Origin of the sequence: Streptomyces sudanensis, assembly GCF_023614315.1 — a bacterium.
In the GTDB taxonomy this organism is placed as follows: Bacteria; Actinomycetota; Actinomycetes; order Streptomycetales; family Streptomycetaceae; genus Streptomyces; species Streptomyces sudanensis.
Genome location: NZ_CP095474.1, coordinates 4,005,178 through 4,025,704 on the forward strand (window position 1 = coordinate 4,005,178; position 20,527 = coordinate 4,025,704).

19 protein-coding genes and 2 pseudogenes are annotated in these 20,527 nt (G+C 75.0%); 12 read left to right on the forward strand and 9 right to left on the reverse strand.

Annotated features, from left to right (window positions below; all coding sequences use genetic code 11):
* The 3 genes and pseudogenes from MW084_RS18405 to MW084_RS24630 form a co-directional block, all read left to right on the forward strand.
* Positions 1 to 752 (forward strand): M55 family metallopeptidase (locus tag MW084_RS18405; protein ID WP_275563690.1); only part of this gene is annotated, 752 nt, incomplete at its 5' end.
* Positions 745 to 2,121, forward strand: a complete 1,377-nt coding sequence (locus MW084_RS18410; RefSeq protein WP_010469502.1) for a M20/M25/M40 family metallo-hydrolase — start codon at positions 745 to 747, stop codon at positions 2,119 to 2,121. The genes MW084_RS18405 and MW084_RS18410, both read left to right, overlap by 8 nt.
* 49 nt (positions 2,122 to 2,170) lie before the next feature.
* A pseudogene (locus MW084_RS24630) lies at positions 2,171 to 2,257 on the forward strand (LmrA/YxaF family transcription factor); the annotation flags it as partial.
* 36 nt (positions 2,258 to 2,293) lie between these two features.
* On the opposite strand, the gene MW084_RS18415 reads toward MW084_RS24630, so the two are convergent.
* The gene (locus MW084_RS18415; protein ID WP_029553372.1) at positions 2,294 to 3,388 is read right to left on the reverse strand and encodes an adenosine deaminase; all 1,095 of its coding nucleotides are present in this window, start codon (positions 3,386 to 3,388) and stop codon (positions 2,294 to 2,296) included.
* Between the two features lie 62 nt (positions 3,389 to 3,450).
* On the reverse strand, positions 3,451 to 4,191 hold the full coding sequence (locus tag MW084_RS18420; protein WP_010469498.1) for a GntR family transcriptional regulator: 741 nt from the start codon (positions 4,189 to 4,191) through the stop codon (positions 3,451 to 3,453).
* Positions 4,192 to 4,316: 125 nt separating this feature from the next.
* Between MW084_RS18420 and MW084_RS18425 the strand changes: the two genes are divergently transcribed.
* Positions 4,317 to 4,892, forward strand: a complete 576-nt coding sequence (locus tag MW084_RS18425; protein WP_010469496.1) for a GNAT family N-acetyltransferase — start codon at positions 4,317 to 4,319, stop codon at positions 4,890 to 4,892.
* Between the two features lie 94 nt (positions 4,893 to 4,986).
* Here the strand turns inward: MW084_RS18425 and MW084_RS18430 are convergent, their stop codons facing one another.
* Complete coding sequence (locus tag MW084_RS18430) at positions 4,987 to 5,337, reverse strand: VOC family protein (protein ID WP_010469494.1); 351 nt, start codon at positions 5,335 to 5,337, stop codon at positions 4,987 to 4,989.
* A 381-nt stretch (positions 5,338 to 5,718) separates the two neighbouring features.
* Between MW084_RS18430 and MW084_RS18435 the strand changes: the two are divergent.
* The 3 genes and pseudogenes from MW084_RS18435 to MW084_RS18445 form a co-directional block, all read left to right on the forward strand.
* Positions 5,719 to 5,919 (forward strand): annotated as a pseudogene (locus tag MW084_RS18435) (hypothetical protein); the annotation flags it as partial.
* Between the two features lie 193 nt (positions 5,920 to 6,112).
* A complete protein-coding gene (locus tag MW084_RS18440; protein WP_010469490.1) occupies positions 6,113 to 7,450 on the forward strand; it encodes an NAD(P)/FAD-dependent oxidoreductase in 1,338 nt (445 codons plus the stop codon).
* Between the two features lies 1 nt (position 7,451).
* Positions 7,452 to 9,296 carry a transketolase gene (locus MW084_RS18445; RefSeq protein ID WP_010469488.1) on the forward strand — a complete coding sequence of 615 codons (1,845 nt, stop codon included), beginning with the start codon at positions 7,452 to 7,454 and terminating at the stop codon, positions 9,294 to 9,296.
* A 311-nt stretch (positions 9,297 to 9,607) separates the two neighbouring features.
* Here the strand turns inward: MW084_RS18445 and MW084_RS18450 are convergent, their stop codons facing one another.
* Positions 9,608 to 10,771 (reverse strand): baeRF2 domain-containing protein, encoded by a 1,164-nt coding sequence (locus MW084_RS18450; protein ID WP_029553371.1) that lies wholly within the window; start codon positions 10,769 to 10,771, stop codon positions 9,608 to 9,610.
* Positions 10,772 to 10,925: 154 nt separating this feature from the next.
* Here MW084_RS18450 and MW084_RS18455 point away from each other — a divergent pair, with 154 nt between their 5' ends.
* A complete protein-coding gene (locus tag MW084_RS18455; RefSeq protein WP_010469485.1) occupies positions 10,926 to 11,501 on the forward strand; it encodes a TIGR03086 family metal-binding protein in 576 nt (191 codons plus the stop codon).
* Between the two features lie 105 nt (positions 11,502 to 11,606).
* Here MW084_RS18455 and MW084_RS18460 read toward each other — a convergent pair whose 3' ends face one another.
* The 3 genes from MW084_RS18460 to MW084_RS18470 are packed head-to-tail and all read right to left on the reverse strand — an operon-like array spanning position 11,607 to position 13,033.
* Positions 11,607 to 12,158, reverse strand: a complete 552-nt coding sequence (locus tag MW084_RS18460; protein ID WP_010469482.1) for a type 1 glutamine amidotransferase domain-containing protein — start codon at positions 12,156 to 12,158, stop codon at positions 11,607 to 11,609.
* Positions 12,159 to 12,209: 51 nt separating this feature from the next.
* Positions 12,210 to 12,638 (reverse strand): CBS domain-containing protein, encoded by a 429-nt coding sequence (locus tag MW084_RS18465; RefSeq protein ID WP_010469480.1) that lies wholly within the window; start codon positions 12,636 to 12,638, stop codon positions 12,210 to 12,212.
* A gap of 32 nt (positions 12,639 to 12,670) precedes the next feature.
* Positions 12,671 to 13,033 (reverse strand): DUF2795 domain-containing protein, encoded by a 363-nt coding sequence (locus MW084_RS18470; protein ID WP_029553370.1) that lies wholly within the window; start codon positions 13,031 to 13,033, stop codon positions 12,671 to 12,673.
* Between the two features lie 156 nt (positions 13,034 to 13,189).
* Between MW084_RS18470 and MW084_RS18475 the strand changes: the two genes are divergently transcribed.
* Both MW084_RS18475 and MW084_RS18480 read left to right on the forward strand, forming a co-directional pair.
* On the forward strand, positions 13,190 to 13,360 hold the full coding sequence (locus tag MW084_RS18475; RefSeq protein WP_158684304.1) for a hypothetical protein: 171 nt from the start codon (positions 13,190 to 13,192) through the stop codon (positions 13,358 to 13,360).
* A 584-nt stretch (positions 13,361 to 13,944) separates the two neighbouring features.
* A complete protein-coding gene (locus MW084_RS18480) occupies positions 13,945 to 14,736 on the forward strand; it encodes an RNA polymerase sigma factor SigF (RefSeq protein WP_010469475.1) in 792 nt (263 codons plus the stop codon).
* 55 nt (positions 14,737 to 14,791) lie between these two features.
* Here the strand turns inward: MW084_RS18480 and MW084_RS18485 are convergent, their stop codons facing one another.
* Positions 14,792 to 16,027: a PAS domain-containing protein gene (locus MW084_RS18485; RefSeq protein WP_010469472.1), complete on the reverse strand. Its 1,236-nt coding sequence runs from the start codon at positions 16,025 to 16,027 to the stop codon at positions 14,792 to 14,794.
* 861 nt (positions 16,028 to 16,888) lie between these two features.
* On the reverse strand, positions 16,889 to 17,356 hold the full coding sequence (locus tag MW084_RS18490; protein WP_010469470.1) for an ATP-binding protein: 468 nt from the start codon (positions 17,354 to 17,356) through the stop codon (positions 16,889 to 16,891).
* Between the two features lie 468 nt (positions 17,357 to 17,824).
* On the opposite strand from MW084_RS18490, the gene MW084_RS18495 reads away from it, so the two are divergent.
* Positions 17,825 to 19,003 (forward strand): helix-turn-helix domain-containing protein, encoded by a 1,179-nt coding sequence (locus MW084_RS18495; RefSeq protein ID WP_010469468.1) that lies wholly within the window; start codon positions 17,825 to 17,827, stop codon positions 19,001 to 19,003.
* A 764-nt stretch (positions 19,004 to 19,767) separates the two neighbouring features.
* A complete protein-coding gene (locus tag MW084_RS18500; protein ID WP_010469466.1) occupies positions 19,768 to 20,526 on the forward strand; it encodes an ANTAR domain-containing response regulator in 759 nt (252 codons plus the stop codon).
* Position 20,527 lies beyond the last annotated feature (1 nt).

Sequence of the window (20,527 nt, forward strand, 5' to 3'; positions counted from 1 at the left end):
GGGAGCGCTGCCGGGCGATGTTCACCTCCGACGTCGACGCGGCCGTCCGCGGCTTCCTCGACGGCGGCGCGGACGAGGTCCTCGTCAACGAGGCCCACTGGACGATGCGCAACCTCCTCCTCGAACGGCTCGACCCGCGCGCCCGGATGCTGACCGGCCGGCACAAGGCGCTCTCCATGGTCGAGGGCGTCCAGTACGGCGATGTCGACGGCGTCGCCTTCGTCGGGTACCACACGGGAGCCGGCAGCGAGGGCGTCCTCGCCCACACCTACCTCGCCAACTCCGTCACCGGCGTCTGGCTCAACGGCGTCCGCGCCGGCGAGGGACACCTCAACGCGCACGTCGCCGCCGAGTTCGGCGTCCCCGTCGTCCTCGTCACCGGCGACGACCTGACCTGCAAGGACGCTCTCGGCTACGCCCCCGGGGCGCGCACGGTCGCCGTGAAGGACCACGTGTCGCGGTACGCGGCGATCTGCCGCACCCCCGAGCGGACGGCCGCCGACATCCACGCCGCGGCGAAGGACGCCGCGCGCCTCGCCGTGCGGCACGAACCGGTGCGCGGCGGCCCGTACACCGTGGAGCTGGAGTTCGACGCGGACCACCTCGCCGCGGCCGCCACCGTCGTCCCCGGGGTGGCGGTGAGCGGCGAACGGCGGATCGCGTACACCGGCGAGACGATGTACACGACCATCCGCACCTTCAAGGCGGTCACCACGATCGTCTCGGCCGCGGTGGAGGAGCAGTATGGCTGACCGGACGCTTCAGGAGCGGGGGCGGGAGCACCGCCCGGCGGACGGGCCGGCCCCCGGGGAGGCCGCGTTCGAGGAGGTGGTGGCCTTCACCTCCGACCTCATCCGGATCGACACCACCAACCGCGGCGGCGGCGACTGCCGGGAGCGGCCCGCCGCCGAGTACGTCGCCGAGCGGCTCGCCGACGCCGGCCTCGAACCGCGCCTGCTGGAACGCACCCGGGGCCGCACCAACGTCGTCGCCCGCCTGGAGGGCACCGACCCGTCCGCCGACGCGCTGCTCGTCCACGGCCACCTCGACGTGGTCCCCGCCGAACCCGCCGACTGGACCGTCCACCCGTTCTCCGGGGAGGTCCGCGACGGCGTCGTGTGGGGACGCGGCGCCGTCGACATGAAGAACACGGACGCGATGGTCCTCGCCGTCGTCCGCGACTGGGCGCGCTGCGGCGTCCGGCCGCGCCGCGACATCGTCCTCGCGTACACCGCCGACGAGGAGGCGAGCGCCGAGGACGGCGCGGGCTTCCTCGCCGACCGGCACGCCGAACTGTTCGAGGGCTGCACCGAGGGGATCGGCGAGTCCGGCGCGTACACCTTCCACGCCGGCCCGCACCTGACGCTGTACCCGATCGGCGCGGGCGAGCGCGGCACGGCCTGGCTCAGGCTGACCGCGCGGGGCAGGGCGGGGCACGGCTCCAAGGTCAACCGGGAGAACGCCGTCACCCGCCTCGCCGCCGCCGTCGCCCGGATCGGCGAGCACCGGTGGCCGGTACGCCTCACCACCACCGTCCGGGCCGCGCTCACCGAACTGGCCGCCCTGCACGGCGTCGACGCACCCGACCTGGACGACCCGGACTTCGACATCGACGGCCTGCTCACCACGCTGGGCCCGGCCGCCGCCCTGGTCGAGGCGACCCTGCGCAACAGCGCCAACCCGACGATGCTGCACGCCGGGTACAAGGTGAACGTCATCCCCGGGTCCGCCGGCGCGCACGTCGACGGGCGGATCGTGCCGGGCGGCGAGGAGGAGTTCACCGCCACCCTCGACGAACTGACCGGCCCCGGCGTGGACTGGGAGTTCCACCACCGGCAGATCCCCCTGGAAGCGCCGGTCGACTCCCCGACGTACGCCGTGCTGCGCGCCTCCATCGAGCGCTTCGACCCGGACGCGCGCGTCCTGCCGTTCTGCATGTCCGGCGGCACCGACGCCAAGCAGTTCTCCCGGCTGGGCATCGTCGGCTACGGCTTCGCGCCGCTGAAGCTGCCCGTCGGCTTCGACTACCAGGCGCTGTTCCACGGCGTCGACGAGCGCGTCCCGGTCGACGCGCTGCACTTCGGCGTCCGCGTCCTCGACCACTGCCTGCGCGGCGTCTGACCCGGCCCAAAGCGCCCGCCCCGGGGCCCGGGAGCGGAGCCGCACCGGAGCGCGGGCCCTGGCGACGGCCGCGGTCGGCATGGTCGAGGGGGCGGTGATCATGTCGCGCGCCCAGCGGTCCACCGAGCCGCTGCGGCGCGCCGCCCGGCGCCGGCCGTCCGCCCGATGGCGGTCAGCCGGCCGGGCGGAGCGCCGCGTAACCGGGGCGGACGACCTCCTCGACGATCCGGCGGCGCTCCGGCAGCGGCAGGAAGGCCGCCTCGACGGCGGCGACGGTGAACTCCTCGAACACCTCCGGGCCGTAGCCGAAGGCGTTCACCAGGTGCTGGAACTCCTCGCTCATGGTGGTGCCCGACACCAGCCGGTTGTCCGTGTTGACGGTGACGCGGAAGCCCAGGCGGCGCAGCAGGTCGACCGGATGGGAGGCGTAGTCCTTCGCGGCGCCCGTCTGGAGGTTGGAGGTCGGGCAGACCTCCAGGGCGATGCGGTTGTCGCGGACGTACGCGGCGAGGTGGCCCAAGGTGCCGTCGGCGGCGATGTCGTCGGTGATCCGCACGCCGTGCCCGATCCGCTCGGCGCCGCACACCTGCACGGCCTCGTGGATCGACTCGGCGCCGGCCGCCTCGCCCGCGTGGATGGTGAAGTGGCAGTTGTGCCGCTTGAGGTACCGGAAGGCGGCCAGGTGGCGGGAGGGCGGGTTGCCGGCCTCGCCCCCCGCGATGTCGAAGCCGGCGACGCCGCGGTCCCGGTACGCGACGGTCAGCTCGGCGATCTCCGCGGAGCGGTCCGTGTGGCGCATCCCGGTGAGCAGGGTCCGCACGGTGATCCGGCCCCCGGCCCGGCGCTCGCCCTCGCGGAAGCCCTCGTTGACGGCCTCGACGACCTCGTGCGGCGCCAGCCCGGCCGTCAGGTGCTGCTCGGGCGCGTAGCGCACCTCGGCGTAGACGACCCCGTCCGCCGCCAGGTCCTCGGCGCACTCGGCCGCGACCCGGAAGAGGGCCTCGCGGGTCTGCATGACCGCGCAGGTGTGGGCGAACGTCTCCAGGTACCGCTCCAGCGAACCGGAGTCGGCGGCGTCCCGGAACCACCCGGCCAGCTCGGCCGGGTCCTCGGAGGGCAGACCGGTGTAGCCGCACGCACGGGCCAGCTCGACGACCGTGGCGGGGCGCAGACCGCCGTCCAGGTGGTCGTGGAGCACCGCCTTGGGGGCGCGGCGGATCCAGTCGGCGACGGACACGGACGAGGCGGAGTTGTCAGACAAGTGCATGACGGGAGTGTAGGACACCGCCACCGGCGGACGCCGTGACCGGAGGCCCGCCCGGCGGACGTTCAGAGCGACTGGAGGACCGGCAGCGCGCCCGCGCCCGCGGGCAGTACGTGCTTCGCCGCCAGGACCGGGACCCCGCCCGCCCGCACCACCTGGGTGACCAGCACCGCGGGCGTGTCGGCCGCCCGGCCCAACTGCTCCCCGCGCCGCCGGCCCAGCAGGCTCGCCGTCACCGCGCCGTGCCCTTCGAGCGCCGTCCCGCGCGACGCCCCGGCCAGCACCGCCAGCATCGACGCGTCCTGCGCCGGCGCGTCCCGCAGGGCCGCCGCGAACGCCGGGTGGACTCGCTCCAGCACCCCGTCGGGCGCCGCCCACTCCTGGCTGAGCGCCGCCGCCGTGTCCTCCGCCGCCAACAGCGACTCCCAGAACCGCACCTCGGCCCGCACCGGGACGAGCAGGTGCTGCGCGGTGAAGTCGGTCGGCTCCTCCACGGTCCGCAGCAGCGCCCGCACCCGGGCGGGGGAGCCGGCGCCGAGCAGCTCCTCAAGCGGCCGCAGGCGCTCGAACCCCCGCCGGGGCGGCCGGTTGACGGTGCGGCCCACCCCCCGGCGCACCGACAGCAGCCCGTCCTCCTGGAGCAGCAGCAGCGCCTCGCGCAGCGCGGGGCGGCTGACGCCCAGCTCGGCGGCGAGGCGCGGCTCGGACGGCAGGGTGGAGCCGGGCGGGTACGTCCCGGCATGGATCGCCTCGGCGATCCGCTCGTACAGCACCACGACCGGACGCCGTCGCTCCGCACCGGCCACCGCCGCACCTCCCTGCCCCGTCCCGCGTCGGTCGATCACCCGTACGGTATGCGGTGCGGGGGCGCCGGGCAATCCGCTCCTGTCTGACAAGTGCGGGCCCGGTGGCCGCGACCTATGCTGGCCCGGTGCCCGACGTCCCGCTCCCTCGCCCCGCCTGCCCGGTCCAGGGTCCCCGTGTCGGGCTGCGGCCCTTCCGGTACGAGGACGCCGACGAGTTCACCGCCCGGGTCCGGGAGAGCGAGGACCTGCACCGGCCCTGGCTCTTCCCGCCCGGCACCCCCACCGCGTACGCCGCGTACGTCCGCGCCCTCGTCGAGGACCCGGCCCGCCTCGGCCACCTGGTGTGCGAACACGACGGCTCCATCGCCGGGTTCGTCACCGTCAACAACATCGTGCGGGGCTCCTTCGAGTGCGGAGCCCTCGGGTACGGCGCCTTCGCGCACGCCGCCGGACGCGGCCTGATGAGCGAGGCCCTCGCGCTCGTCCTGCGCCACGCCTTCGGCCCCCTCGGCCTGCACCGGCTGGAGGCCAACATCCAGCCCGGGAACGCCGCTTCGCTCGCCCTCGTCCGCCGCGCCGGCTTCCGGCGGGAGGGCTACTCCCCGGCGATGCTCCGCGTCGGCGGCGAGTGGCGCGACCACGAACGCTGGGCGATCACCGCCGAGATGCCCCTCCCGCCGGTCGACGTCCCTCGTCGCTGACCCTCGTCGTGGTCGCGTCCGTCCCGGTGGAGACCGGCCCCGGTGCCCGCGCCCGGGGCCCCGGGGCCGCCTCGGTCCGCTTCTCCCCCCGTCCCTACGGGGTGCGGCGGTCCACGTACTCGAAGACGGAGCCGTCCGGGTGGATCGCGATCAGGTTGCGCCCCACCGGCGTCGGCACCGGGCCCGCCACGACCCTCGCGCCCACCTCCGTCAGGGTCGCGTGCGCCACGTCCACGTCGGCCACCGCGATCGTCGCGCCGACCTTGCGCAGCACTTCCAGCTCCGATTCGGGGCCGCTCATCAGCAGGAAGCAGCCGACCGCCGCGACGCGGACCCCGCCGCGTTCGAACCGCAGCGCCGGCGCTCCCGTGAGCCGCTCGTAGAACGCCGTCGCGGCGTCCAGGTCGTCGACGCAGACGCGCAGTGTGGTACCGAGGATCTCCATGCCGGTCAGGGTAGTTGGACGGGATCCCGCCCGGCGGGAGATCCCGCTCGCGTGCTCCGGCGGACCCGCCGCCGCCCCGCCCGGCGAGCGCTCCACCGGTCGCGCTCCGGCCCGTACGCCCCGGTCCCGTACGCCCCTGGTCCCGTACGACCCCGGCTCGTACGCCCAGGTCCGCATCGGGGCTCGGCTCGGCCCCGTCGGGAGGACGGCCCCGCCCCGCCCGGCCTGTGCGCCTCCTCGCACGATCTTCGCCCTCCTCACCCCGAAGGCCCGGAAGGCCCGGGAGCCGGGGGGGGCCGGAGTCCAGGGGACCGCCCCGTACGGGCCGGGCATTCGGCGTACCGCTGTTAACCGCGCGGCCCCCCGGGTACCCGGCGTCGCATGACGAAGAAGACCACGCGGTCCCGGCGGCCGACGCGGACGGCCGGCGCCGTGCTCGGGGGCGCGCTGCTGGCCGCGCTCGCGACGGTGGTCCGCCGTGCCGCCGCCCGCACCGCCGAACGCCGCCGGACGCCGGAACCGGAGACCGCCGGATCGGGTGCGGAGCACCGGCCGGGCGACGAGCCGGACGAGGTGCGCGTCNTCGCGCCCGGCACCNCGCCNGCCCGNNCGCCCCGCCCGAGGCGGCCGAACCGGTGGAACCGCCCACCGCCGAACCGCTCGCCGCCGAGCCGGTGGAGCCGCCCACGGCCGCGCCGCCCACCGCCGAGCCGCCCACCGACCCGGAGGCACCGCACCACCGAGCCTGAACCGCAACCCATCCACGGGAGGCCCAGTGACCACCCAGCCGCGGCGCCGCCCGCGCGTCCTGATCGTCGGAGCCGGGTTCGCCGGCTACCAGACCGCCCGCGAACTCTCCCGCACCCTGCGCGGACGCGCCGAGATCGTCCTGCTCAACCCCACGGACTACTTCCTCTACCTGCCGCTGCTGCCCCAGGTCGCCGCCGGCATCCTGGAGCCCCGCCGCGTCACCGTGTCGCTGCCCGGCACGCTGCGCCACGTGCGGCTCGTCCTCGGCGAGGCCGGCCACGTCGACCTCGAAACGAAGCGGGTCCACTACACCGACCCGGAGGGCACGGCGGGCGAACTCGGCTACGACCGGCTCGTCCTCGCCGTCGGCAGCGTCAGCAAGCTGCTGCCCATCCCCGGCGTGGCGGAGAACGCCACCGGCTTCCGCGGCCTGCCCGAAGCGCTCTACCTGCGCGACCACATCACCCGCCAGGTGGAACTCGCGGCGTCCGCCGCCGACCCGGCCGAATGCACCTCGCGCTGCACCTTCGTCGTGGTGGGCGCCGGGTACACCGGCACGGAGGTCGCCGCCCACGGCAAGATGTTCACCGACGCGCTGGTCCGCAAGCACCCCGCCTGGCCCGAGAACGCCCGGCCCCGCTGGATGCTGCTCGACGTCGCCGACCGCGTCCTGCCCGGCCTCGACAGGCGCCTGTCCGACACGGCCGACCAGGTGCTCCGCTCGCGCGGCGTCGACGTGCGCATGGGCACCTCCGTCAAGGAGTCCACCCGGGAGGGAGTCCTCCTCGACACCGGGGAGTTCGTCGAGACGCGCTCCCTCATCTGGTGCGTCGGCGTGCGCCCCGACCCGCTCGTCTCCGAGCTCGGCCTGCCCGTCGAACGCGGCCGGCTCGTCGTCACGCCCCAGCTGGAGGTGCCGGGACGGCCGGGCGTCTTCGCGTGCGGCGACGCCGCCGCCGTACCGGACCTGCACCGCCCCGGCGAGTTCACGCCCATGACCGCGCAGCACGCGTCCCGGCAGGGCAAGGTGGCGGCCCGCAACGTCGCCGCCTCCCTCGGCGTCGGCGACCCCGTCCCGTACCGGCACAGCGACCTGGGCTTCGCCGTCGACCTCGGCGGGGTCAAGGCCGCCGCCAACCCCCTGGGCGTCCCCCTGTCGGGGATCCTCGCCGGGGCCGTCACCCGCGGCTACCACCTGGCCGCCATGCCCGGCAACCGGGTGAGGGTGGCCGCCGACTGGCTGCTCGACGCGGCGCTGCCCCGCCAGGCGGTGCAGCTCGGCCTGGTCCGCTCCTGGCAGGTCCCCCTCGACACGGCGTCCCCCGAACTGGCCAAGACCGGTTCCGGGCGCCGCGAGGAGTGACATGCGGACCGAGGAACTCGCCGACCTGGCCCAGCAGTTGCGCGCCGACGCGGTGCGCGTGTCGGACGCGGCCGGCTCCGGGCACCCCACGTCCTCCCTGTCGGCGGCCGACATCGCGGCCGTCCTGCTCGCGCACCACCTGCGCTACGACTTCGACCGCCCCGACCACCCCGCCAACGACCGCCTCGTCCTCTCCAAGGGCCACGCCTCGCCCCTGCTGTACGCCCTGTACCGGGCCGCGGGCGCCATCGGCGAGGACGAGCTGCTGACGTACCGCACCCTCGGCAGCCGCCTGGAGGGGCACCCCACGCCCCGGCTGCCGTGGGTGGACGTGGCGACCGGCTCCCTGGGCCAGGGCCTGCCCGTCGCCGTCGGCATGGCCCTGGCCGGGCGGCGCCTGGACCGGCTGCCGTACCGGGTGTACGTCCTGTCCGGCGACAGCGAGATGGCGGAGGGCTCGGTCTGGGAGGCCGCCGAGCACGCCGCGTACGAACACCTCGACAACCTCACCCTCGTGGTGGACGTCAACCGGCTGGGCCAGCGCGGCCCCACCCGCCACGGGCACGACCTGGACGCCTACGCGCGCCGCCTCGCGGCCTTCGGCTGGCACACGGTCGAGGTCGACGGGCACGACGTGGAGGCGCTCGACGCCGCCTTCGCCGAGGCCGCCTCCACCACCGGGCGCCCCACCGCGATCCTCGCCCGCACCCGCAAGGGCCACGGCGTCCAGGCCGCGGAGGACCGGGAGGGCCTGCACGGCAAGCCCCTGAAGGACGCCGCCGCGGCGATCGGCGAACTCGGCGGGGTGCGCGGCGCGCGCGTGCGGGTCCAGGCCCCGCCGGACGGCGGACCGCCCGCCGCGCCGCGGGACGCCGCCCCCGAACTGCCGCGGTTCGACGTGGGCGACGAGGTCGCCACCCGCACCGCCTACGGGCACGCCCTCGAAGCGGTCGGCTCCGCCCTCGGCCGGGTCGTCGCCCTCGACGCGGAGGTGGGCGACTCGACGCGGACGGAGTTCTTCGCCAAGGCCCACCCCGACCGGTACTTCGAGTGCTACATCGCCGAACAGCAGATGGTCGCCGCCGCGGTCGGCCTGGCCGCCCGCGGGTACGTGCCGTACGCCTCGACGTTCGCCGCGTTCCTCACCCGCGCCCACGACTTCGTCCGCATGGCCGCGGTCGGCCGGGCCGGGATCAACCTCGTCGGCTCGCACGCCGGCGTCGCCATCGGCCCCGACGGCCCCTCCCAGATGGGCCTGGAGGACCTGGCGATGCTCCGGTCCGTCCACGGCAGCACCGTCCTCTACCCGTGCGACGCCAACCAGACGGCCCGCCTGGTGGCCGCCATGGCGGGCCTCGACGGCATCCGGTACCTGCGCACCACGCGCGGTGACCTGCCCGTCCTGTACGGCCCCGACGAGGAGTTCCCGATCGGCGGGAGCAAGGTGCTCCGCCGACACGACGGGGACCGGGCCACGATCGTCGCGGCGGGCGTCACCGTCCACGAAGCCCTGAAGGCCGCCGACGCGCTGGAGCGGGAGGGCGTGCCGGTCCGCGTCGTGGACCTGTACTCGGTCAAGCCCGTCGACGCGGAGACGCTGGTCGAGGCCGCCGCGGAGACCGGCTGCCTGCTGACCGTCGAGGACCACCGCCCCCAGGGCGGCCTGGGCGACGCCGTGGCCGAGGTCTTCGCGGACGGCCGCCCGGCGCCCCGCACGGCCCGGCTGGCCGTGCGGGACATGCCCGGCTCGGCCTCCCCGGACGAGCAGCTCCGCGCGGCGGGCATCGACGCCGGGTCCATCGCCGCCGCGGTGAGGCTCCTCGTCGAGCGCGGCGTCGCCCGCTGAGCCGTCGCACGGGCGGGCAAGGAGGGCGCCGGGAAACGCCGGCGCCCTCCTCCCGTACCGCGCGGGGAGCCGCCGGTGCCCCCTGTCGTACCGCGCCGCACCGCCGCCCCCGACGGGCCCCCGGGCGGGCCGCGGGCGTGGCGTGGTTCCGCCCCGCACACGGACGGTGCCCGTCCCCGGCAAGGGCGACGGGCACTCGCACACCGGCGGGGCGGACCGCCGTACCGGCTGCACCGGCGGGGCGGACCGCCGTACCGGTGGGATGACTCCCGTATCGGCGGGGTGGACTCCCGGCCGGTCGGCCGGGCGGGTCACATGGTGGCCGCCTCGGTCTCCTTCTCGTCGTACGGCCAGCGCAGCAGCGCGCCGAGCCCACCGACCGGCAGGTCGTCCTCGATCTCCGGCCGCACGCGCAGCACGTCCGCGCCCGCCGTCAGCGCCGACCGCAGCAGCGCGTCGTCCGCACGGGCCGGCAGCGGCTCGGTGTCGCCCAGGTACTGCGTCTCCGTACGGCGCACCGCCACCTGGTCCGGCTGGGCGCCCACCCACACCTGGCGGTGCGCGTCGGGTCCCTCGGGCCGGATCAGCAGCTCCGCGATCCGGTGCTCGCGGGCCGCCGCGACCAGCGCGGGCACGCCCTCGGCGGCGGACGCCCCGGCCGCGCTCCCGCCCTCGGAGGCGCGGGCCGCCCGGAACCGGTCCAGCTCCGTCTCGGCGGTGCGCCGCAGGAACGCCTCCTTGGCGGCCCGTACGTCCTCGTCGAGCCGCTCCCGCCCGGCACCGGCGGCCCGGCCGCCGTGCTCGCTCTCCACCACGTCCACCGTCAGGCCGACGGGCAGCCGCTCGTGGACCGAACGCCGCTCCCGGACGTCGCCGGCCAGGACGACCACGTCGACGCCCAGCTCCGGAACGGCGTCCGCGATCGCGTCGGCGATCTTCTGGGCGTTCTCCTCCCAGGTGTTCTCCACGCTGAGCTGGAAGTGGCGCTCGTCCCAGGCGCCGTTCGAGGTGCGGCGCAGCGGCCAGTCGCGGCCCTGCACCTGCCCGGCCGGCACCGCCCCGATGGGATTGCGCAGTTCCAGGTCGGCGCCGACCCGGTCGATGTAGGCGACCAGGCAGACGGGCTCCTGCCCCGCCAGGTCCAGCAACGGCCCGAGGCGGGGCAGCGCCGACCAGAAGACCTGGGAGGGCGCGAGCGGCCGGACGGCCAGCGACGGGTCGAGGACGACCTCGCCGTGCGCGGCGAACACCGCGCGCCCGGCCTCGCCCGCGGGACGAGGCCAGTCCGTCAGCGCCTCGTGGACGGCGCGCACGGTCGCCTCGTCGCAGCCCTGCGCGGCGAGCTCCTCGCAGGCGTTGCGCGCCATGAGCTCCTGCCGCCACTGGGCGGACTCGTCCATCCGCGACGTGTCGAGGTACACGCTGGCCCAGGGGCCCGGACGGTCGTAGAGGCCGGTCAGAAAAGCAAGTCGCATGATTCCCTCCCGGAAGGCCGGAATGTCCGTTGCGCCCGAGTACCCATGGGCCCGAGCGCCACACGGGCCCGCCGGTGTCCCACGGGCGCGCCGGTGCCGCGCGGGCCGCCCTCCCCGGCCACAGTGGAAGCCCGATCCCGCACGGAGGTGGCCCATGTCCGGCAGTCCGCTCCTCGCCCGGCACGCGGAGGCGCTCGCCCTGGTCTCGTCGCGCGTCCACGCGATCGGCACGGACCGGTGGGACGCGCCCACGCCGTGTGCCGAGTGGTCCGTCCGCGATCTGGTGGGCCACCTGACCGCCGAGCAGGCGTGGGTTCCCGCCCTGGTGCGGGAGGGGCGGACGATCGCGGAGGTCGGCGGCCGGTACGACGGCGACGTCCTGGGGGACGACCCGGTCGCCGCCTGGGACCGCGCCGCGGCGGAGGCGCGGGCCGCCTTCGGCGAGGAGTGCGCCCTGGACCGCACGGTGCACCTGTCGTACGGCGACACGCGGGCCCACGCCTACTGCTCGCAGATGACGGCGGACGCGGTGGTCCACGCCTGGGACCTGTCCCGGGCGATCGGCGCCGACGAAAGGCTGCCGCCGGCGCTGGTGGACTTCGCACTCGGGGAGGTCGCCCCGTACGCCGGCTCCCTGCCCGCCACCGGTCTCTTCGCCGAGCCGGTGCCCGCGGCGCCCGGCGCCGACGCGCAGACCCGGCTGCTGAACATGCTGGGCCGCCGCCCCTGAGGCGGGGCGGCGGCGGTGGCGGTGCGGGGCGCGGTCCGCCCCGCCGGCCCGGGAGCAGGGGGCCGGACGTCTCCGGGCGGCCCCCCACCGGACGGGTGCTGGCGGTCAGGCGGCCCCGGCGCCGGCCTTGCGGAACACCTCGGTGAACGCCGAGCAGAACGCCGGCAGGTCGTCCGGCTTGCGGCTGGTGACCAGGGCGCCGGGGCCCCCGTCGCAGACGACGACCTCCTCGTCGACCCACTCGCCGCCCGCGTTGCGGACGTCCGTCCTCAGGCTCGGCCAGGACGTGAGCCGCCGCCCGCGCAGGACGTCCGCCTCGACCAGGGTCCACGGCGCGTGGCAGATCGCCGCGACCGGCTTGCCCGCCTCGAAGAAGCCGCGGACGAAGGCGACGGCCCCCTCGTCCATGCGGAGCGCGTCGGGGTTGGCGACGCCGCCGGGCAGGACCAGCGCGTCGTAGAGGTCCGGCGACACTTCATCCACCGTCCGGTCGACGGGGAAGGTGTCGGCCTTGTCCAGATGGTGGAAGGCCCGCACCTCCCCGGAGGCCGTCGAGACCAGCTCGGGGGAGTCCCCGGCGTCGGTCACCGCCTGCCACGGCTTGGTCAGCTCCACCTGCTCGACGCCCTCGGGCGCCACGAGGAACGCTATGCGCACGACTGCCTCCTCTTCCTCTCGTCCCTCTCGTCCCTCTCGTCTCCTGGTCCGTCACGCGGGTCCGGTGTCCGGCTCCGCCCTGCTGATGTCGGCCAGGGCCGACCCCGGGGCCTGCGAGACCGCCAGGTCCCCGAGGCTGACCACGCCGAGCGGCCGGCCGTCCTCGACCACCGGCAGCCGCCGCACGGCGTGCCGCCGCATCAGCCGCACGGCGGTGGCCACCTCGTCGTCCGGGCCCACGCACACGGGGTCCGGGGTGCACACCGCCCCGGCGCTCACGGTCAGCGGGTCGGCGCCCTCGGCGACCGCCCGTACGGTGATGTCCCGGTCCGTCACCACCCCGACGAGCCGGTCCCCGTCGGCGACCAGCACGTCGCCGACGTCCTGCGCCCGCATCAGCCGGGCCGCCTCCACCAGCGAGGCGTCGGGGCGGACGGCGGCGGCGCCCGCCGTCATGACCTCCCTCACGCGCTGTGCCACGGCCCTCGTCCCTCCCTTCCGTCGCCTCGCGGTCAGCCGCGGTGCAGCGCGACCGCGACGTCCTGCACACTGCGGTACGTGCGGTCGTCGGGGAGCTCCTCCACCCGCTCGGCGAGGGGGTCGGGGGCGTGCCGCTCCCGCAGGACGCGCAGCAGGTCCCCCCGGTGCGCCGGGAACGGCGTACGGGCGAGGTGCCGGGCCAGCTCCAGGCGCAGCGCCTCGAACGTGTCGCCCGGTACGCGCCCGCGGGCCAGCTCCGGGTCGTCGTCGGCCACCGGTTCGGGGTCGTGCCACTCCTCCGCGCGGGTGGGGTGGCCGGACCGGAGCAGCCCTTCGAGCTGGTGCTTCATCGCGTCGTCCTGACGCCGGCTGAGCCGGTCGCTGCCTCGCTGCATGACGCCCTCCCAGGTGCCGGGTGTGTCGGTCGCCGGGCGGGTACCCGGCGCGGCCACCGCAAACCCCGGCCCCCGGACGGCCGCCGGGGTTTGCACCCGGGGGGCGGGGGGACTCGCCGCTGCGGCCGAATGTGCCCGGACGGAAGGACGGGGGCGATGGACGTGACGGCCGTACTGGTCGCCCTGCTGCTGCCGGTCGTGATGCTCGCGGTGGTCATGGCGATGGCGGGCTACGAGGACCTGGTCCTGCGGGCCGAACCCGCCGACCCCGCGACCGAGGCGGAGGGCCGCCCGGCCGTCGAAGGGGGCGAGGCGCCCTCCTCCTGAAGCCCGGCGGACGGGCGCCCGGAACCCCGGCCACCGCCGTACCACCCCCGGAACCCCGGCCACCGCCGTACCGCTCCTGGAAGCCCGGAGTGGAACCGGAACCCCGGACCGGAGCCGGGACCCGGAGTGGAGCCGGCACCCCGGACCGGAGCCGGGACCCCGCACCCGGAACTTCGGAACGGGCCGCTCCGGCGCCGGACCGGACCCCCGGCAAGGCCGACCTTCACCCGAATGGGTGAAGGTCACGGCGTGTGCGGACACGGTGCTCCCCCCGGCCCCGCGCTTCCGGGAGGGGGCGCCGGATCTGCGGATATACCGTGCCCCGCACTCCGAACCGACCGGCGGGACCAGTGGCAGCCGGCGCCCCGTACCCGTTCTGCGGAAGCCGCCGCGGGCGGGTCCCCGGAGAGTGGTTCCAAGGCGTTTGCCGCCGCGGGCCCCGGGCAGGCGCACCTCGTGCTTCGGACCGGAGGCACGTCCGTGGGAGCGGATCACCGCTCGGACGTGCCTGCCCACGTCCGGGCCGGGTGGCCTCCCCGGGGTGACAGCCAACCGTCGGCGCCGTTCAGGGAGCTGAGAACCACATGCCTACGCTCGCCCACACGAAGCATCCGCACGACGACGCCCCCGACACCTCCGAGGCGTTCAGGCGTCTGGCGACGCTGCCGCCGGGGGAGGAGAGGGACCGCGTGCGCCAGGACATCGTGAGTGCCTGGCTGCCCATGGCGGACCGGCTGGCCGGCCGGTTCCGCAACAGGGGCGAGGCGCTGGAGGACCTCAAGCAGGTCGCCGCCCTCGGCCTGGTCAAGGCGGTCGACCGCTACGACCCCTCGCGCGGGGCGGCCTTCGAGAGCTTCGCCGTGCCCACCATCACCGGCGAGATCAAGCGGCACTTCCGGGACCACATGTGGACCCTGCACGTGCCGCGCCGGGTGCAGGACCTGCGCGGCCGGGTCCGCGCGGCGTACCAGGAACTGTCGTACTCCATCGGCGGGCGCACCCCCACGGTCGCGGAGATCGCCGAGAAGGCGGGGATGACCGAGGAGGAGGCCGTCGCCGGCCTGGAGGCCCTGGACAGCTTCACCGCCCTGTCGCTCGACGCCGAACTGCCCGGCACCGAGGACGGCTACACCCTCGTCGACGCGCTCGGCGGGCCCGACCCGGCCCTCGACGTGGTCGTCGACCGCGAGGCCGTCAAGCCGCGGCTGCGCACGCTCCCCGAGCGCGAGCAGAAGATCCTCTATATGCGGTTCTTCCGCGACATGACGCAGAGCCGCATAGCCGAGGACCTCGGCATCTCCCAGATGCACGTCAGCCGCCTCATCAGCCGCTGCTGCACCCGGCTGCGCGAGGACATCATGCGGGACGCCGCATAGGCCGCCGCACCCCGCCGGGTCCACCCGCCTCCGGCCGGGCGGACCCGGCGGGCCTCTAGGGCGCGGGCGGGGCGGGGCGGCGCATGGCCAGCCCGACGTGACGGGAGAGCACGTCGGCGGCCTGCGCCTCCGCCATCGAGAACGCCCGCCGCGCCCCGGTGCGCAGCAGCGTCAGCACCCCCAGCACCTCCGGCGCCCCGGCACCGCCCGGAGCCGCGCCCACGACCGGCACGCACAGCAGCGAACTGACCTCGGCGCGCACCAGCACGGCCGTCCCGGAGGCGTCCACGCCCAGCGCCAGCGCGTCCTCGGGACGCACCTGCAGGACCGCCGAACCGCCCGCCGCGACCTCGGCGACCAGCGGGCAGCCCGCCGGGTCCTGCCCGGCGAGCGCCGCCGCCAGCTCCCCGCCGCCCGGCGGCCCGAACACCGCAGCGCGGCGCACCGGAGCACCGGCCCCGCCCGCCGCCAGATCGGCGATCACCCAGTCCGCGAACCGCCCGCGCAGCACCCTCGCCGCGGCTTCCAGTGCTCCCGGCGCGTCCCCCGGGACGCCGCGCAGCAGGGCCGTCGCGACGGCGTCGACCAGATCGAGCGTCCCGGCCCGCTCGGTGGCCTCGGCCAGGTCCGGCACGCCCCCGGGGCGCCGCCCCCGCGCCCGGGGGGCGGCGGGGAGCACCGCGCCCCCCGCCGAGGCGGAGCGCCGGCCGATCCCGGCGGGCCCGGTCGGCCCGGCGCCGGCGACGCCCGGCTGGAGGACGGCCACCACGGTCTGCTGCGGCTCCCCGGGGAGGATCAGCGCGGCGAGCGTGGCCCGCACCGGCTCCCCGGGCCGCTGCTGGAGCCGCACCGTCAGGCTCCGGCCGCCCTCCCCGCGCGCCGTGGCGGCGACCTGCGTGCGCAACGGCGCCCGGTCGCCCGGCACGAGCAGCGCGGACAGCGGGCGGCCCGTCGCGTACCCGGCCCGCACCCCGGTGAGGGTCGTCGCCGCCAGGTTCATCCGCCGTACGACCGTGTCCCGGTCGACCAGCACCACGGGCAGCGGCAGCCGCTGGAACACCGTCTTCAGCAACTGGCGCTCCCGCCGCTCCGCCGACGTGCCCTCCGGGCCGCGCGCCGCCAGCCGCTCGTAGCGGGGCCACAGCGTCTCCGCCGCGTGCTGGAGCTCGAACAGGGCGGCGTCCAGCACGCCCCGCCGCTCCTCCGGCGGCAGGGCCCGCGCACTGCGCAGCTCCGCCACCCGCCGGACGAAGTCCGCGAGGTCCTCGCCGAACGCGCCCGTCTCGCTCATCCCACGGCCCCCGCTCCTCCCGGCGCATCCGCCCCGGCTCCCGCTCCGCCACCGCACTCCGCCACCGCACTCCGGCACGCACGACCGTGCGCCCTTCGCGGCCGTATGCCCTGGTGTCCGCATATCGGCGCGGTAATCGGGCCCGCCCCGCCACCGCCGCCCGCCGTGCCGCACCCCGCCGCCCGCCGTGCCGTTTCACCGGGCACCCACCGGGGTGTCTCGCCTGGTGTCTCGTGATCCGGTTCATGTCGCCCCAGCCTCTTCGACACGTCGGACAACGGGTGAACCTTTCTCCTGCACAGGTCGCGGAATTGCGGACGCTGCCGGCGGACCGGTCCGTGACCGCGGATGTGGCCCGGTGAGCCGCCATCGTGTCGGGGCGAGCCGGGGCCGCCGCCGCGAAGGCATCGCCGATCCGGCGGGGGTGTCCGCCCGGACGGTGGACCGCACCGGGGTTCGGAACGCGGAGTGACGGGCTCGGCACAAAGGAAGCGCGGTGGCGGAAAGGAGCAGATGCCGTCGCGGACCCGCGGCCGGGTGACCGCGGCGGCGCGGAGGACTCCGCCACCGGAATCGGGCCTGCCTTGCTGAGGTTTTCTCAACGGTGGGCACTTCCGGACTCCGCCGAGGACGAGGGCGGCTCGGGCGATGTCGCCGATCCGCCCGGGTCCGAGGGTGACGTATTGCGGGGTGCCTTGTCGCTGCTCGAGTTCGACGGCGGTGTGTTCACCCGGCGCCCGCGCGCGCCGCGCCAGGGCGCCGTTGGGAAAACCTCAGTGGTTTTTCAGAAATGTGTCACAGACGACCGTAGGCCCCCCGCCTGCCACGGGACAAGTAGACGAGCGGAGCCGACCGGGGAACCTACTGCGGTGGAGGGTCGGGCCGGTGGAAGGGGTCTGTCGGGCACCAGGGCTCCGGCATCGGAGGGAGCCGGTCGAACTTCGGGAGCGGAACCTGTGCCTCCCCCGCCGACACCACGCACCAGGTGCGGGTACCTGTACGGCCCCAGCTCTGAGCGAAAGCCTCCACGAGCAGCAGTCCGCGGCCGTTCTCGTCATCCGGCCCGGCCACCCTGGGCTGGAGCGTGCCGGGCGAGTGATCGTCCACCTCGATCCGTACTTCGCGACCGAACTCGCAGACGAGCGTGAAGTCGATCTCGGCACTGCGACCGTGCGTGATCGCGTTGGTCACGAGCTCACTGACCACGTGTTCCGCAGCCCTGATGGTCTGTGAAGCGAAACCGCACCGCTTGAGGCGGGCGACGGTAATTCGCCGCATCTGCTCGACATGCTGTGGTTCGGCCGGAAAGGACATCGTCGCGTCGTCCATCGCGGGGGAGTCACCAGTCCTCGGCCCTTTCAGCGCCTCCGGTAGGCAGCATGCGCCAAGGGGACGACGGCGCACGGTCATGCACCGCAGCCGTCGTCTTCCGGAAGGGCACGCCGGAATTCATGGGTGGCGTACCCTCGACTTCGCCGCCCTGCGTTACGTGACGGCGGTCGCTCAAGACGATCACCCACGCCTCCTCTCACAGTGTCGAGGCCGAAGCCCCTTCGGTTTGTTGAGCGCGTATGACCGAGCGACACACAACGCCCTGACGACGGAACCGCACGGGCCGTCGAATTCCGGCGAACACCGGTTTCGAACATTCGTCCCATGGAGATTTTCCCGATCGGCTCACCGTCTGCGTTTAGTCAACTACCGGCGACCAAGACCAGTTCACACACATCATGCACAAAGGCTTTTGCTCGGGCTCCAGTTGAGCTGTGCGACCCCTTGACGTGAAAGAGTGGACACATGGAGAGCACGCCCGCTGCGGGTGAAAACATCGCGGTCCTACGCAAGGCGCGCGGCGTTGGCCAGGCCGAGCTCGCGCGTGAAATGAAGATCACGGTCTCCTACTTGAGCAAGATCGAGACCGGTATTCGCCCCGCTACGCCACCGGTTGTGGCTGCTGCCGCCAGAGCGCTTCGCGTCACGACCGCGCGTATCAACGGTCAGCCGTTCACCGATCCCTCAAAACAGGCCGACCTGCTGAACGACCTGCGAGGGGCCGTACGACGGCACACGCTGCCGAGGGAGGACACTCCACCGCGCGATGAGCTGGCCAAGGGGTTGGCGTCGGCGGCCAAGCTGCGTGCGGAGACGAAGTACCTGGAGCTTCTTCGAGAGCTGCCGAAACTGCTCGGCCAGGCCACCGCGACAGCGCTTGATGCCGGTGGAGACACCGTGGCGTGGGGACAGATCTCGGATCTTTACGGCTGTGCCTACGCGGTCGCGCACCGACTTGCGCAGCCGGACCTTGCCGACATGATCGTGGCTCGCCAGCAGTGGGCGGCGCAGCGGACCTGGAACCCGGCAGCCGAGGCTGCGGCAGCCTGGAACGAGTCGGGTACGTATCAGTCAGCCGGTGCCTACCATGACGGGCTGGCGATCGTCGAACGAGCGATCAGCCAGTTCGAGGCGGCCCGTCCCAGCGGCCCCGAATCCGTCGTGGTCCTCGGCTCACTTCACCTTCGCGGCGTCGTCCTGGCCTCACGCCACGAGGACGAGAACGCGACCGAGGCACACCTTCGGCATGCCAAGCGGTTGGCTGCCCGGCTTCCGCAGGACCACCTGGTGCACAACCTCACCTTCGGCGAGGGCAACACGGCGCTGTACGAGCTGGCAGCGCGTATTGAACTGGGTCAGCCTGACAAGGCCGTGGAGATGGCAACCCCCATGGTGGGACACCCGCCAGCCGGGTTGAAGCCGAATCGGGTCGGGCGCTTCTACATCGACTTGGCCCGTGCGCGGCTTGCAGTGAAGGACCTGCACGGCGCGGAAGACGCGTTGAAGCGGACTTTCCGGGTCGCGCCGCAGATGGCTGAGATACACCCGATGAGCCGCGAGGTGCTCCGAGTGCTGTTCGTCATGCATCAGCGCAGTCGACCGGACCTGCTGGCCATGGCGAAGCGCACGGGGTTGACTGCCTGACACTCCCGCGTGAGTTCGCGATCTCGGGTCGGACCCGAGTGAGGACGGGAACGGCCACCGCGTGATCATCGAGGTGCCCCGAGGTTTCCGGGCACCTCGGTTCGTGCGGTCCATGCGTGCCCTCGGCCGAGCACTGCGACTCCGAGGGGAGCCCGGGAGCGCCGCCACGATCGGCCGTCCGGCCCGATCCGCCGAGATCGCCAGGGAGCGCACGCACGAAGGATCACGGGGACGACTCCGGCCCGTGGGGGGAGAGAGCGGCGGCAATGCCGTTCGGCGGACCGAGGCGAATGGCTGCCCACCGCGCGGTGCGTCCGGTACGCCGCGAACAAACCGGGGCCGGACATCCCGCCGCGCATCCCCGGCGAACCGAAGGAATGCGGGCGGACCGCGCAACAGCACGTGACCGCGTGGGTTGTTCACCTCCGAGGTTTCCCCTCGCCTGACCGACCAGGCCACCCCGAACAGAGCCGGGGGTGGACATGCCGTCGGCCCGCCGTACCGACGCCGCCTCACCGGGCTGCGCGCTCGGCCAGCCCCGGCCGCACGCCCCTCGCCGACCGGCCGCACGCCCCTCCGACGGCCCCGTCCGGGTGCTTCCCCCACGGCACGTGGGCGGGCCCCGCGGGCCGGCCTCGCGACTCCGGCCGCGCACAAGGGGGCCGGCGGGCTCGGGTTCCCTCCCGGGAGCACGACACCCGCGGGTGTGGTTAGCGCGGGCACCCACCGGGCAGCCGCACATCCGGAAGGAGACGCCACCCCCCATGCCGATCGAGCCCGAGTACGAGGGACCCGACTCGCCCTTCGCCGTACGCCGCCTCCAGCAGCTCGCCGAGCAGTGCGTCCGCTCCCTCCCGGCCTGCTGCGGCGCGGTCGCCACCCTCGGTGGCGAGGAGGGGGAGGAGCGGGAGCACGACGAGCGCCGCACCACCGCCACCCACCCCGACCTCGCCGCCCTCGTCACCGTCCAGGTCGAATCCGGCGACGGGCCCATCAGGGCGGCGCTCGACACCGGCGGGCCGGTCGTCGCCGGGGACCTCCTCCACGACGACCGGTGGCCCGCCTACCGCGCCGCCGCCCTCGGGGCCGGGGTGCGCTCCAGCGCCACGCTGCCGTTCCGCCGCGACGGCGTCGTGGTCACCCTCAACCTGTACGGCTTCCGCCCCGGCTCGCTGTCCGACGCCGCCCGCGGTCCCGCCGCGGTCCTCGGCGAGGAGGCCACCGCGGGCCTCGCCCGCGACCGCCGCTACCGCGCCGCCCTCACCGAGGTCGGCCAGCTGGAGACCGCGCTGCGCTCCCGGCCGGTCATCGACCAGGCCGGCGGCATCGTCATGCACATCCTGGGCTGCGGCGTCGAGGAGGCGTACGCCGTGCTGCGGCGCGTCTCCCAGCTCACCAACCGCAGGCTCTCCGAGGTGGCCGCGCGGGTCGTGCGGGGCCGCGGCCGGGGCCTGGAGAAGGAGCTGGCCCGCCTTGCCCCGCCGCCCCCGGTCCTCCGCCTCCCGAACGGCGAACCGTCGTGAA

Excerpts from the sequence above, each read along its gene's own strand:
- MW084_RS18410 (WP_010469502.1), top strand. The coding sequence starts at position 745 with ATGGCTGACCGGACGCTTCAGGAGCGGGGGCGGGAGCACCGCCCGGCG.
- MW084_RS18415 (WP_029553372.1), bottom strand. The coding sequence starts at position 3,388 with ATGCACTTGTCTGACAACTCCGCCTCGTCCGTGTCCGTCGCCGACTGG.
- MW084_RS18430 (WP_010469494.1), bottom strand. The coding sequence starts at position 5,337 with ATGGAGATCCTCGGTACCACACTGCGCGTCTGCGTCGACGACCTGGAC.
- MW084_RS18445 (WP_010469488.1), top strand. The coding sequence starts at position 7,452 with ATGCGGACCGAGGAACTCGCCGACCTGGCCCAGCAGTTGCGCGCCGAC.
- MW084_RS18450 (WP_029553371.1), bottom strand. The coding sequence starts at position 10,771 with ATGCGACTTGCTTTTCTGACCGGCCTCTACGACCGTCCGGGCCCCTGG.
- MW084_RS18455 (WP_010469485.1), top strand. The coding sequence starts at position 10,926 with ATGTCCGGCAGTCCGCTCCTCGCCCGGCACGCGGAGGCGCTCGCCCTG.
- MW084_RS18470 (WP_029553370.1), bottom strand. The coding sequence starts at position 13,033 with ATGCAGCGAGGCAGCGACCGGCTCAGCCGGCGTCAGGACGACGCGATG.
- MW084_RS18475 (WP_158684304.1), top strand. The coding sequence starts at position 13,190 with ATGGACGTGACGGCCGTACTGGTCGCCCTGCTGCTGCCGGTCGTGATG.
- MW084_RS18480 (WP_010469475.1), top strand. The coding sequence starts at position 13,945 with ATGCCTACGCTCGCCCACACGAAGCATCCGCACGACGACGCCCCCGAC.
- MW084_RS18485 (WP_010469472.1), bottom strand. The coding sequence starts at position 16,027 with ATGAGCGAGACGGGCGCGTTCGGCGAGGACCTCGCGGACTTCGTCCGG.
- MW084_RS18490 (WP_010469470.1), bottom strand. The coding sequence starts at position 17,356 with ATGGACGACGCGACGATGTCCTTTCCGGCCGAACCACAGCATGTCGAG.
- MW084_RS18495 (WP_010469468.1), top strand. The coding sequence starts at position 17,825 with ATGGAGAGCACGCCCGCTGCGGGTGAAAACATCGCGGTCCTACGCAAG.
- MW084_RS18500 (WP_010469466.1), top strand. The coding sequence starts at position 19,768 with ATGCCGATCGAGCCCGAGTACGAGGGACCCGACTCGCCCTTCGCCGTA.